Source organism: Delftia sp. DLF01, from assembly GCF_014852125.1.
GTDB lineage: Bacteria > Pseudomonadota > Gammaproteobacteria > Burkholderiales > Burkholderiaceae_C > Comamonas > Comamonas acidovorans.
On record NZ_JACVAZ010000002.1, the window covers coordinates 1,057,455 to 1,069,245 of the forward strand.

Below are 11,791 nucleotides of genomic sequence, written 5' to 3' on the forward strand. Positions count from 1 at the left end.
CGGCCCTGGGCCCGCAGGGATCAGCCCTGGTTTGCCGCGCCCAGCACCTTGTACAGATAGGAGCGCGAAATGCCCAGCTCCTGCGCGGCCAGCTTCTTGTTGCCGCCGCAGCGTGCGATGGCGTCGAGGATGGCGTTGCGCTCCTGGTCCTTGAGCGGGGCCACGGCGCCGGTGGAGGGCATGTCTGCCTCTGCAACGGGCAAAGGTCGTGCGCCGGCCAGCGGGTCCTCGTGGCGCGCGAAGTTGTCCACGCCCAGCAGGTGGCCGTCGCAGAACACCAGGGCCTCTTCCACGCGCTGTCGCAGCTGGCGCACATTGCCGGGCCAGGCCTGGCGGGCCAGGTAGGGCATGACACCGGGCGCGATGCGGGGCAGCGCAATGCCGTTGCGCTCGCAGAACGACTGGGCAAAGCGCTGCACCAGGGCCGGGATGTCCTCCAGGCGCTGGCGCAGGGCGGGCACATGCAGCACCACGCCGCTGAGGCGGTAGAACAGGTCCAGCCGGAAGCGGCCGCTGTCGATGAGGCCGCGCAGGTCGCGGTGCGTGGCGGCCACGATGCGGAAGTTCACCTGCCGGCCGCTGTGCGCGCCCAGGCGCTGCACCTGGCGGTCCTCCAGCACGCGCAGCAGCTTGACCTGGATCTCCATGGGAATGTCGGCCACTTCGTCGAGGAAGAGCGTGCCGCCCTCGGCCTGCTCCAGCTTGCCGGGCTGGCCCTGCCTGCGCCCGCCCGTGAAGGCGCCGGCCTCGTAGCCGAACAGCTCGGACTCGATCAGCGTGGCCGGCAGGGCCGCGAGGTTGAGGCTGACCAGGGGCGCGTCGGCATCGCGCCCGCGCGCATGCAGGGCCTGGGCCACCAGCTCCTTGCCGCTGCCGCTCTCGCCCAGGATGAGCACGGGCACGTCCAGCCGCGCCACGGCGTCGATCTCGCGTGCCAGCCTTTGCATGGGGGCGCTGGCGCCCACCATCTGCGCCGTGGGCGTGCCGCCGCGCAACTGACTCAGTTCGCGCTTGTAGTGCTGCACCTCGTCGTGCAGCTGGTTCAGGCGCTGCTGCATGCGGTTGAGTGCCTCCACGCCGCTGAAGCTGACCTGGCCCACGGCGCCCACCACGGCGCCGCCCTCGTAGACCGGCATGCGGTTGACGATGCGGCTCACGCCGGGCCCCAGCTGCTGCAGGTCGCCGATCTCGGCCCGGCCGCTGCGCACCACGTGGGGCAGGCGCGAGTTGGGGATCACGTCCTCGGCGCGCCGGCCTGTGGCCGTGCCGGGCGCCAGGCCGAAGAACTTCTCGTGCACGGGGCTGATGTAGCGCATCAGCCCTTCATGGTCGGCCACCGTGATCGCCTGGTACGGGTTGGTCAGGAACATGTTGAGGATGGCGAAGGCGAAGGGCACGCTGGCCACCATGTCGAACAGCGCCGCCGCCTCGTCGGCCGGGCGCAGCAGGGCGACCTCGCCCTCGGCATCGGCCAGCACCACGGCCACATGGCGGGCCACCGTGCCGCGCGGGCCCGGTGTTTCCACGTGCAGCAGCTGGCCATGGCCGATGGGGTTGTGCCCGTCGCCGTGCGCGCGGGCCAGGGCCTCGGTGACGGCTGCATGCAGCAGCGGCTCCTGCGCCAGGCCCAGCCGCGCCACGGGCTCGGGCGAGTCGCGTCGCCACACGAGAACGCCGAATCGGTGGTCGGGGGAGCTGGGCATGGGCATGGCAGGCAGTGGCTGGGGTGAACGCACTCTAGCGGCGCGCAGGCCACGGGTCTGTCCCCGTGGTGTCTCCATTGAAGACAGTGCCCAACCCGTGTCTTCGAGGCTGTCCTTGATGTGGACACGTGAAGATCGACTGTGGAAAAAATCCTTTGAATTCAACGCACTGCGTTCTGGCACGCCTTGTGCATCTGTGCTGGCACAAGGAGACACGACGACATGAGCTGGCAACCCGAAGTGGACGAGATCGCATACCGCCGCGCACTGGCGGCCAAACTGGGCGGAGAGGACAAGGTGGCGCGGCACAAGGCCGCGGGCAAGCTCACGGTGCGCGAGCGCATCGATGCCTGCACGGACGCGCAGTCCTTCGTGGAGGTGGGCTCGCTCACCGGCTCGGGCCAGTACGACGGCCTGGGCAGGCTGACGGACTTCACGCCCTCCAACCTCATCATGGGCCGGGCGCGCGTGGGCGGGCGGCCCGTGGTCGTGGTGGGCGACGATTTCACGGTGCGCGGCGGCGCCAACGACGGCGCCGTGGGCGACAAGCTGATCTTTGCCGAGAAGATGGCGCACGACCTGCGCCTGCCCATGGTGCGCCTGGTGGACGGCACGGGCGGCGGCGGCTCGGTGCGCAACATCGAGACCAAGGGCTACACCAGCGTGCCCACCATGAAGGTCTGGAGCCAGGTGGTGCAGAACCTGTCCACCGTGCCCGTGGTCTCGCTGGCCCTGGGCTCGGTGGCCGGCATGGGCGCGGCGCGCGTGGCCTCCAGCCATTACTCGGTGATGGTCAAGGAGACCGCCCAGCTGTTCAATGCCGGCCCGCCCGTGGTGGCGCGCATCGGCCAGAACGTGACCAAGAACGAGCTGGGCGGCAGCCAGGTGCACACGCGCAACGGCGTGGTCGATGACGAGGTGGCCACCGAGCAGGAGGCCTTCGAGCGCGTGCGCCGCTTCCTGTCCTACCTGCCATCGTCGGTGTACGAGCTGCCTGCGCGCACCGCGCCGCAGGACGACCCGCGGCGGCGCGACGAATGGCTGCTGTCGGCCATTCCGCGTGATGGCCGCAAGGTCTACAAGATCCGGCCCATCGTCGAATGCCTGGTCGATGAGGGCTCCTTCCTGGAGACGGGCCGCCACTGGGGCCGGGCCATCGTCACCGGGCTGGCGCGCATCGACGGCTGGCCCGTGGCCGTGGTGGCCAGCGACCCGTACTTCTACGGCGGCGGCTGGGACGGCCCCTCGGCCGAGAAGTTCACGCGCTTCGTGGACATGGCCCAGACCTTCCACCTGCCTGTGGTCAACCTGGTGGACATCGCGGGCTTCCAGATCGGCGTGGAGGCCGAGAAGGCCGGCGTCATGCGCTACGGCGTGCGTGCCCTGGCCGCCGTCTACCAGGCCACCGTGCCCTGGTGCAGCATCCTCATCCGCCGCGCCTACGGCGTGGCGGCGGCCGGCCACCAGCACATGGGCCGCTTCAACTTCCGCTATGCCTGGCCCTCGGCCAACTGGGGCTCGCTGCCCATCGAGGGCGGGCTGGAGGTGGCCTACAAGGCCGAGATCGAAGGCGCCGACGACCCCGTGCAAAAGCGCGCCGAGATCGAGCAGCGCGTGCGCAGCCTGACCTCGCCCTTCCGCACGGCCGAGGCCTTCGGCATCGACGAGGTGATCGATCCGCGCGACACGCGCGCCCTGCTCAGCGAATTCGTGGAACTGGCCGCGCCGCTGCGCGAGGCCGGAGCGCCGCAGTTCGGCCTGCGGCCCTGAACGCATAAAAACCCAAGGAGACAAAGCAATGGCAACCAGACAACCGCGCGCGCCCTCGCGCCGCACCACCCTGGCCCTGTGCCTGGCGCCGTGCCTGACCCTGTGCGCCGCGACGGCGGCCCAGGCCCAGGCCCAGGCCCCCCAGGAGGACAAATGGCCCACGCGCCCCGTGCGCATCGTGGTCGGCTTTCCTGCAGGCTCGTTCACCGACACCATTGCACGTGCGCTGTCCGAGCCGCTGAGCAAGTCGCTGGGCCAGCCCGTGGTGGTGGAGAACAAGCCCGGCGCCAACGGCGCCATCGGCGTGGGCGAGGTGGCGCGCGCCGCGCCCGACGGCTACACCCTGCTGGTCACCAACTCCAGCAGCATCACCATCAATCCCCAGATCTACAAGAAGATCACCTACCGCGCCAAGGACTTCGCGCCCATCACCATGGTGCTGGATGCGCCCTTCATCCTCACCGTCAACCCCGAGTGGGCGCAGAAGAACCAGATCCGCTCGGCCAAGGATGTGATCGCCTTCGCCAAGGGCCATCCCGACAAGCTCAGCTACGGCTCTGCCGGCCCCGGCAACATCGCCCACCTGGCCTATGCGGCCTGGAGCAACCGCACGGGCGTGAAGACCACGCATGTGCCCTACAAGAGCGCATCGCAGGCCCAGATGGCCGTGCTCAGCGGCGAGCTGGACACGCAGTTCGACACCTGGAGCGCGCTGCCCCACATCGCCAGCGGCAAGCTCGTGGCGCTGGCCGTCACCGCGCCCCGGCGCATGCAGCAGCTGCCCGAGGTGCCCACCATGGCCGAGGCCGGCTATGCCGATTTCGACGTCACCTTCTGGGCCGGCCTGCTGGCGCCCGCGGGCACGCCGCCGGCCATCGTCAACCGGCTCTACGAGGCCTCCAGGGGCGTGCTGCAGGACGCACGCATCCGCGCCGTGCTCAGCAGCCAGGGCGAGCCCGTGATGATGCCGCCCGCGCCGTTCGGCCAGCGCATCGCCAAGGAAGTGGCCGACTGGGGGCAAGTGATCCAGCGCGAAGCACTTTCCCTGGATTGATGAGGTACGCATGTCACTGTTGCAAGCACTGACCCCCCTCTCCGTCGCCATCCTTGGCGCCTCCGACAATCCCATCAAGGCCGGTGGCCGGCCCATCGATTACCTGCGGCGCCATGGTTTCGCGGGCCGCATCCTGCCCGTCAATCCCAAGCGCGCCGAGGTCCAGGGCCTGGCCGCCTACCCCTCGCTGCGCGCGCTGCCCGAGGCGCCCGATGCCGTGGTCATCAGCCTGCCCGGCGAGGATGTGGCCGCCGCCATCGACGACTGCGTGGCCGTGGGCGCGCGCCTGGCCGTGATCTATTCGTCCGGCTTTGCCGAACTGGGCGAGGAGGGCCGCCGGCAGCAAGCCGACCTGGTGGCGCGGGCGCGCCGGGCGCCAGGCGGCGGGCTGCGCCTGTTCGGCCCCAATTGCCAGGGCGTGGCCAACTTCGCCACGGGCGCCATCCTCAACTTCTCGACCATGATCAACGAGAACGCGCCGGCCGACGGCCCCGTGGCCATCGTCAGCCAGAGCGGTGCGGGCGCGGCCATTCTCTACGGCGGCCTGCGCCGCGCGGGCATCGGCGTGCGCTACATGCTGTCCACGGGCAACGAGGCCGATGTCTGCGCAGCCGAGGCCGTGCGCGCCGTGGTCGAGGACGAAGGCATCCGCTTGGTCGTGCTCTACATCGAGACGCTGCGGCAAAGCGCCTGGCTGGCCGAGGCCGCGCGCCTGGCGCATGCGCGCGGCGTCACCATCCTGGCCGTGAAGGCCGGCCGCACGCGCGCAGGCCAGGCCACGGCCAGCTCGCACACGGGCGCGCTGGCGGCCGAGGACGCGCTGGCCGATGCCTTCCTGCGCCAGCACGGCATACCGCGCCTGGCCGACTTCCGCGAGCTGATCGACTACGCGCCGCTGTTCCTGTCCCAGCCCGCGCCGCGCGGTCGCCGCGTGGTCAGCATCAGCAATTCGGGGGCCACCTGCGTGCTGTCGGCCGACGCGGCCGAGGAATACGGCCTGGCCCTGGAGCCGTTCGATGCCGCCACGCTGGACGGCCTGTCCCAGGCCCTGCCGTCCTATGTCACGGCGCGCAACCCCATCGACATGACCACGGCCCTGCTGGGCAGGCCGCAGACCTTTGGCGACACGCTGCGGGCCTTGTCGGGCAGCGGTGCGGCGGACCTCGTTCACGTGGGCTTCCCGATCGGCGGCGAGGGCTATGACTTCGCCGACTTCGCGGGCCAGGCCAGCCGCTTTGCGCGCGACACCGGCGTGCCCATTGCGGTCAGCGTCAACCAGGACTGGGTGGCCCAGGCCTTCCAGGACCAGGGCGTGCCCACCTTCTGGAGCGAACGCGCCGCCATGCGCGGCCTGGCGCTGCTGGCCGAGCAGGCCGTTGGCAGGCAGGCACAGGTGCCGTCTGCCGAGGCATCGGTGCCGGCGGCGGCCTCCCGCTCCCTCACGCTGGACGAGCCCTCCAGCCTGTCCGAGCTGGCCCGCGCCGGCCTGCCGGTGATGCGCCATCTGGTCTGCAGGAGCGAGGACGAGGTGCGCGCCGCCATCGAGTCCCTGCCCCGGCCCCTGGTGGCCAAGGGCGTGTCCGCCGATCTCTCGCACAAGTCCGAGCATGGCCTGGTGCGGCTCAACATCCGCGAGGCGGAGCAGGCGCTGCAGGCCTTTGGCGACTTCGCCGCCACGCTGGCCCGCCTGGGCGCGGCCGATGGCGGCCTGCTGCTGGGCGCCCAGCACAGGGCCGACTTCGAGCTGGCGCTGGGTGCCCATGTGGATGCCGAGTTCGGCGTGGTGGTCATGGTCGGCCAGGGCGGCGTGCTGGTGGAGGCGCTCAGGGACGTGCAGTTCCTTGTCGCCCCCTTCAGTGCGCGGCAGGCGCAGGATGCCCTTGCGCGCCTGTCCATCGCCCCGGCCTTTGCGGCCGTGCGCGGCATGCCGGCCGTGGAGCTGGAGGCCGTGGCCGCCATGATGGTGCGGCTGGGCGACTGGATGCTGGCCCAGGGCGGGCGCGTGCAGTCGGTCGACGCCAATCCCGTGCTCGTGGCACGCGGCGCACAGGCGCCAGTGATCGTCGATGCGGTGGTGGCCGTGGCCGCTGCGCCAGCTGCGACCTCGGAGGCGGCATGAGCGGCGCCCCGCACCCCATCCGCCGCGTGCTGGTCGCCAACCGGGGCGCCGTGGCCGCGCGCGTGATCCGCACGCTGCGGCGCATGGGCCTTGAATCCGTGGCCGTGTACTCCGAGGCCGATGCCGGCCTGCCCTATGTGCGCGCGGCCGACCAGGCCGTGTGCATAGGCCCTGCGCCCGCCGCGCAAAGCTATCTGGACCAGGCGCGGCTGCTGCAGGTGGCGCGCGAGACCGGCGCCGATGCCGTGCACCCGGGCTACGGCTTTCTCTCCGAGAACGCGGAGTTCGCCGAGGCCGTGCAGCGCCAGGGCCTGTGCTTCATCGGCCCCTCGCCGCACTGGATACGCAGGCTGGGCCACAAGACCCAGGCGCGGGCCTTCATGGCCGCCCAGGGCATGCCGCAGGCGGCCAGCTCGGCCGTGCTGCACAGCCTGCAGGAGGTGCAGGCGGAGGCGGCGCGCATCGGCTTTCCCGTGCTGGTCAAGCCCGCAGGCGGGGGCGGCGGCATCGGCATGCTGCCCGCGCACGATGCACCTCAACTGGAGGCCGCCTGGTCCAAGGCCAGCGGCATTGCCGCCAAGTACTTCGGCACGGCCGAGCTGTACCTGGAAAAGCTGATCGAGGCGCCGCGCCACATCGAGTTCCAGGTGCTGGCCGACCGCCATGGCGAGGTGCGCGTGCTGTTCGAGCGCGACTGCTCGGTGCAGCGCCGCCACCAGAAGGTGGTGGAAGAGGCCCGCCCCGCAGGCATTCCCGCGCAGGCTCTGGCCGACATGCGGCAACTGCTGGCCGGCCTGCTGGCGCGCACGGGCTATGACGTGATCGGCACCGTGGAGATGCTCTACACGCCGCAGCACGGCTTTGTCTTCCTGGAGATGAACACGCGGCTGCAGGTCGAGCATGCGGTGACCGAGGAGATCACGGGCATCGACATCGTCGAGGCCCAGATCCGCCTGGCCGCCGGCGAGCGCATGCGGGAGGTGCTGCCCGCCGAACCCGTGGCCCGCGGCCATGCCATCGAGGCACGCATCTATGCCGAAGACCCCGTGCGCTTCCTGCCCTCGCCAGGGCGCCTGGACCGCTTCGAGATGCCCCAGGGCGAAGGCCTGCGCGTGGAGACCGGCTATGCCCAGGGCTGCAGCGTCACGCCCTTCTACGACCCCATGGTCGCCAAGCTCGTGGCCCATGGCAGCGACCGCGCCCAGGCCATCGCACGGCTGCGCCAGGCGCTGGCGCAGACCCGCATCGAGGGCGTGAAGACCAACATCCCCTTCATCGAACGCATCCTGGGTCACGCCGATTTCCTGGACCTGCGCATCGACACCGGCATCGCCCAGCGCGTGCTGGCCCACCTTTGAAAGCCCTACCCATGACCACCATCCCGAACATGATCACAAGCCCCATCGCCGGCCTCGTGGCCGCTGTGGAAGCCGCCGAAGGCGGCACCGTCGCCCTGGGCGACACCCTCATCATCGTGGAGTCCATGAAGATGGAGATTCCCGTGGAAAGCGAGGTGGCAGGCGTCGTGCGCCGCATGCTCGTGGCCGTGGGCGAGCCGGTGGCCGAAGGCCAGGCGATTGCGGAGATCGGATGAACGCCGTTGGAACTTCCACCGCCCCGGACCTGGAGGCCGCCGCGCTGGCGCGCGGCTACTTCGGCATCGACGTGCCCTTCATGTCCCATATCGGCCTGGAGCCCGTGAGCCTGGCGCCCGGCCTGGCGCGCACGCGGCTGCCCATGCGCCCGCACCTGGCCAACAGCCGGGGGCATGGCCATGGCGGCGCGCTGATGAGCGCGCTGGACTTCACGCTGAGCGCGGCCGCGCGCTCGTCCAACCCGCTGGGGCTGGGCGTGGTGACCATCGAGATGAGCACGCATTTCCTCGCCTCGGCCACCACCGACCTGCTGATCGAGGCCCGCGTGCTGCGCGCAGGCGCGCGCACCGTGTTCTGCGAGGGCAATGTGCTGGACAGCGCGGGCCAGGCCGTGTGCACGGCGCGGGCCGTGTTCAAGCTGATCGCGCTGTAGCCTGGCTTCAGGCGCCGTCGCCTTCGGGCGCCGGCGGCAGCAGGTGCTGGCCGATCTGCTGCCAGGCCTTGGCCGCGTCATGCTGGCCGCCGAACATGTGGCAGCTGGCCGCCGTCATGGCCAGGCGGCCGTTTTCGGGTTCCAGGTCGAACGCCAGCTCGCATTGCGCGGCGGCGTTGCGCCACATCACCACGGCGTCTGGCGATTCTTCCTTTTGCAGCGCATGGGCTTCGGCCATCCAGGCCTGGGCCAGGCGAAACGCGCCCTCGGCCTGGTCGGGGTCGGCCTTGTGGGCCAGGTAGAACTGCTTGCCGGCCTGCTGCCACAGCGCCCGGGCCTGGGCGAAATCCTGGGTGGCGGCCCGCTGTGCCTGGGCCACCAGGGCATTGCCTTCGGCCAGCAGCGTTGCGTAGGAGGAGGGGGCGTCTTGCGTCATGGGGCGCCATTGTGCCGCCGCTCCGGTGCCTGTGTTCAGGCCGGGGAATCGCGCGGCGGGCTCGGGCTGTCGGGCAGTTCCAGGCCGATGCGCGTGAAGCCGCCTTCGGACTCGGCAAAGCAGCGCCCGCCATGCATGCGCGCGATGGCAGCCACGATGGCCAGGCCCAGGCCATGGTTGCGGTCGGCCTGGCTGCGCGCGGCGTCGGCCCGGTAGAAGCGGTCGAACAGGCGCGGCAGGTCGGCGGGAGCTATGGTCGGGCCCCGGTTGAGCACCGCCAGCGCCACATCACCGGCGCCACCGTGGTGGGCACAGGGCCGAGCGCCTATCTGCACGGTGATGGTGGAGCCGCGCTGTGCATAGCGTGTGGCATTGCCCAGCAGGTTGGACAGCGCCCGGCGCAGCAGCCGCGCATCGACCTCGGCGGCCGCGTCGCCCTGGACGACGACCTGCAGGTCGGCCTCCTGCAGCGCGGCCTCGTGGAAGTCGATGACCTCATGGGCCAGCGCGGCCAGGCTGGCCCAGGGCGCCAGGCGCGCGCCCTGGCCCCGGTCGGCCTGCGAGAGAAACAGCATGTCGGCCACGATGCCGGCCATGCGCCGCAGGTCCTCCAGGTTGGAAGCCAGCACCTCGCGCAGCTCGGCCTCGCTGCGCGGCTTGCGCAGGGCCAGCTCGCAGCTGCTGATCAGCGTGGTCAGCGGCGTGTTCAGTTCATGGGCCACGTCGGCGTTGAAGGCCTCCATCTGCCGGTAGGCCACGGCCAGCCGTTCCAGCAAGGCGTTGAATTGCGCGATCAGCGGGCGCAGTTCCTGCGGCTGGCCGCTGTCGTCCAGGCGCCGCTGCAGGTCCTGGGCCGACAGCTTGCGCGTCTGCTCGGTCAGTTCGCGCAGCGGCGCCAGGCCCAGGCGCACCAGCCAGATGCCGGTCAACGACACCAGCAGCGCGCCGCCCACGGCGGCCAGGGCCAGCGTCCAGGCCAGCAGGGACAGCTGCCGGTCATCGTCGGCGCGGTCCAGGGTGAGCTGGGCCTGTGCATGCTGGCCACTGTCGGCCAGCACCACCTCGAAGCTGCGCTGCAGCGTGCGGCCCGGTGTCTTGGGAATGCGCAGGCGCTCGTAGATCACGCGGCCCTGCAGGTCGGTGATGCGCAGCGACATCTCGTCCAGGCCCGTGAGAAAGTCGTCCAGCATGTGGGCCAGACCGGCCTCGTTGTGGGCGCTGCGGCTTTCCGTCATCAGGTGCAGCACTGCCTGCTGCTTGAGGTCCAGCGTCTCGTGCTGGTGCTGCTCCAGCGTCATCGATGCCACCCCGTAGACGGCCGCGCACACCAGGCCCAGGCCCAGCATGGTCTGCAGCGCCAGCCAGCGCGACAGGCGCCGGCCCAGGTGGGGAATGTCGGCGGGGGCCTTGGCGTTCACGGTGCGCGCGACTCCAGCACATAGCCCATGCCGCGCACCGTGTGCAGCAGCGGCTGCTCGAAGGGCTGGTCCAGCTTCAGGCGCAGGCGGCGCACGGCCACCTCGACCACATTGGTCTCGCTGTCGAAATTCATGTCCCAGACCTGGGAGGCCAGCTCGGTGCGCGAGAGCACCTCGCCCTGGCGGCGCAGCAGCAGGCTCAGCAGGTTGAATTCCTTGGCCGTGAGGTCCAGGCGCTGGCCGGCGCGCGTGGCGCGTCGGCGGATCAGGTCCAGCTCCAGGTCGGCCATGCGCAGCATGGTGGCCTCGGCGGCCGGATGCGCCGTGCCGACACTGCGGCGCAGCAGCACATGCATGCGCGCCACCAGTTCGGAGAAGGCAAAGGGCTTGACCAGGTAGTCGTCGGCGCCGCCCTGCAGGCCGCGCACGCGGTCTTCCACCTGGCCGCGCGCCGTCAGCATCAGCACCGGTGTCTGGCGCGACTGGCGCAGCGCCGCCAGCACGGCCAGGCCGTCGATGCCGGGCAGCATGCCGTCGAGCACGATGAGGTCGTAGGCCAGCTCGGTGGCCAGGTGCAGGCCGTCGATGCCGTCGTGCGCGACATCGACCACGAACCCCTCCTCGGTCAGGCCCTTGCGGAGGTAGTCCGCCAGCTTGATTTCGTCTTCGATGACCAGGACTTTCATGCCGAGCATTGTCGGGGAAGGGCATGGTTTGCCAAGATGACAAATTTGTCATGTGCCCGACAGCCACAGGTCGCCGCACGGCCCTAGACTCGCCGGCTTGGGGGAGTCGTGGTTGTGGGCAAACGCCATGCACGACAATCCCCACCTGCCCCATGCCCTCCTCCATGACCCGGCCCCGTCTCGCCGCCCTCGCCGTCCTCGTGATCGCGCTGCTGTTCCAGTGGAGCTGGATGGCGGCCGCTGCACTGTGCCGGCACGACGGGCATGAGACCCGGCACTTCGGCCACCATGTCCACGGCGTGAGCCTGCATGGCATGGGCGCCGAGCGCCATGCCAGCGCAGATCCGGGCGCTGGCGCCGAACCGGGGCAACCGGCAAAGAAGTCGGACCAGGGCCAGCCGTCGTCGCTCAGCGTCGATTGCTCCATGTGCCATGCCTGGGTGGCCGTCGCCACCCACTACGCCAAGGCCGCGCCGGTGGCGCCTCCCCCCATGCCATTCGCCGAGCCGCTGCGCCGCCATGCCTCGGCCGTGCTGCTGCGCCCAGATCGGCCCCGCTGGCAGGGCTGACGCCCCCT

At 70.8% G+C, this 11,791-nt stretch carries 11 protein-coding genes; 7 read left to right on the forward strand and 4 right to left on the reverse strand.

Annotation, left to right across the window (positions count from 1 at the left end; genetic code table 11):
* Positions 1 to 20 precede the first annotated feature (20 nt).
* On the reverse strand, positions 21 to 1,703 hold the full coding sequence (locus tag IB269_RS13210) for a sigma-54 interaction domain-containing protein (protein WP_192367349.1): 1,683 nt from the start codon (positions 1,701 to 1,703) through the stop codon (positions 21 to 23).
* 222 nt (positions 1,704 to 1,925) lie between these two features.
* On the opposite strand from IB269_RS13210, the gene IB269_RS13215 reads away from it, so the two are divergent.
* The 6 genes from IB269_RS13215 to IB269_RS13240 are packed head-to-tail and all read left to right on the forward strand — an operon-like array spanning position 1,926 to position 8,674.
* Positions 1,926 to 3,473 (forward strand): acyl-CoA carboxylase subunit beta, encoded by a 1,548-nt coding sequence (locus IB269_RS13215; RefSeq protein WP_012203030.1) that lies wholly within the window; start codon positions 1,926 to 1,928, stop codon positions 3,471 to 3,473.
* A 28-nt stretch (positions 3,474 to 3,501) separates the two neighbouring features.
* Complete coding sequence (locus tag IB269_RS13220; protein WP_192367350.1) at positions 3,502 to 4,527, forward strand: tripartite tricarboxylate transporter substrate binding protein; 1,026 nt, start codon at positions 3,502 to 3,504, stop codon at positions 4,525 to 4,527.
* Between the two features lie 10 nt (positions 4,528 to 4,537).
* A complete protein-coding gene (locus IB269_RS13225) occupies positions 4,538 to 6,646 on the forward strand; it encodes an acetate--CoA ligase family protein (protein WP_192367351.1) in 2,109 nt (702 codons plus the stop codon).
* Positions 6,643 to 8,004, forward strand: a complete 1,362-nt coding sequence (locus tag IB269_RS13230; protein WP_192367352.1) for an acetyl/propionyl/methylcrotonyl-CoA carboxylase subunit alpha — start codon at positions 6,643 to 6,645, stop codon at positions 8,002 to 8,004. Before IB269_RS13225 ends, IB269_RS13230 begins: the two co-directional genes overlap by 4 nt.
* Positions 8,005 to 8,015: 11 nt before the next feature.
* Positions 8,016 to 8,240 carry an acetyl-CoA carboxylase biotin carboxyl carrier protein subunit gene (locus IB269_RS13235; RefSeq protein WP_192367353.1) on the forward strand — a complete coding sequence of 75 codons (225 nt, stop codon included), beginning with the start codon at positions 8,016 to 8,018 and terminating at the stop codon, positions 8,238 to 8,240.
* Positions 8,237 to 8,674 (forward strand): PaaI family thioesterase, encoded by a 438-nt coding sequence (locus tag IB269_RS13240; RefSeq protein WP_192367354.1) that lies wholly within the window; start codon positions 8,237 to 8,239, stop codon positions 8,672 to 8,674. Before IB269_RS13235 ends, IB269_RS13240 begins: the two co-directional genes overlap by 4 nt.
* A 7-nt stretch (positions 8,675 to 8,681) precedes the next feature.
* On the opposite strand, the gene IB269_RS13245 is transcribed toward IB269_RS13240, so the two are convergent.
* The 3 genes from IB269_RS13245 to IB269_RS13255 are packed head-to-tail and all read right to left on the reverse strand — an operon-like array spanning position 8,682 to position 11,214.
* Positions 8,682 to 9,110, reverse strand: coding sequence for a hypothetical protein (locus tag IB269_RS13245; RefSeq protein ID WP_013804407.1), 429 nt, complete (start codon positions 9,108 to 9,110; stop codon positions 8,682 to 8,684).
* 35 nt (positions 9,111 to 9,145) lie between these two features.
* Entirely contained in the window at positions 9,146 to 10,528 is a 1,383-nt protein-coding gene (locus IB269_RS13250; protein WP_063327408.1) for a heavy metal sensor histidine kinase, read from the reverse strand.
* Entirely contained in the window at positions 10,525 to 11,214 is a 690-nt protein-coding gene (locus IB269_RS13255; protein ID WP_169807217.1) for a heavy metal response regulator transcription factor, read from the reverse strand. The genes IB269_RS13250 and IB269_RS13255 overlap by 4 nt, the downstream gene beginning before the upstream one ends.
* Positions 11,215 to 11,378: 164 nt before the next feature.
* On the opposite strand from IB269_RS13255, the gene IB269_RS13260 reads away from it, so the two are divergent.
* A complete protein-coding gene (locus IB269_RS13260; protein ID WP_192367540.1) occupies positions 11,379 to 11,783 on the forward strand; it encodes a hypothetical protein in 405 nt (134 codons plus the stop codon).
* Positions 11,784 to 11,791: the final 8 nt, after the last annotated feature.

Bases quoted from the DNA above. Each gene is read 5' to 3' on its own strand.
- IB269_RS13210 (WP_192367349.1), bottom strand. From the start codon at position 1,703: ATGCCCAGCTCCCCCGACCACCGATTCGGCGTTCTCGTGTGGCGACGC.
- IB269_RS13215 (WP_012203030.1), top strand. From the start codon at position 1,926: ATGAGCTGGCAACCCGAAGTGGACGAGATCGCATACCGCCGCGCACTG.
- IB269_RS13220 (WP_192367350.1), top strand. From the start codon at position 3,502: ATGGCAACCAGACAACCGCGCGCGCCCTCGCGCCGCACCACCCTGGCC.
- IB269_RS13225 (WP_192367351.1), top strand. From the start codon at position 4,538: ATGTCACTGTTGCAAGCACTGACCCCCCTCTCCGTCGCCATCCTTGGC.
- IB269_RS13230 (WP_192367352.1), top strand. From the start codon at position 6,643: ATGAGCGGCGCCCCGCACCCCATCCGCCGCGTGCTGGTCGCCAACCGG.
- IB269_RS13235 (WP_192367353.1), top strand. From the start codon at position 8,016: ATGACCACCATCCCGAACATGATCACAAGCCCCATCGCCGGCCTCGTG.
- IB269_RS13240 (WP_192367354.1), top strand. From the start codon at position 8,237: ATGAACGCCGTTGGAACTTCCACCGCCCCGGACCTGGAGGCCGCCGCG.
- IB269_RS13245 (WP_013804407.1), bottom strand. From the start codon at position 9,110: ATGACGCAAGACGCCCCCTCCTCCTACGCAACGCTGCTGGCCGAAGGC.
- IB269_RS13255 (WP_169807217.1), bottom strand. From the start codon at position 11,214: ATGAAAGTCCTGGTCATCGAAGACGAAATCAAGCTGGCGGACTACCTC.
- IB269_RS13260 (WP_192367540.1), top strand. From the start codon at position 11,379: ATGACCCGGCCCCGTCTCGCCGCCCTCGCCGTCCTCGTGATCGCGCTG.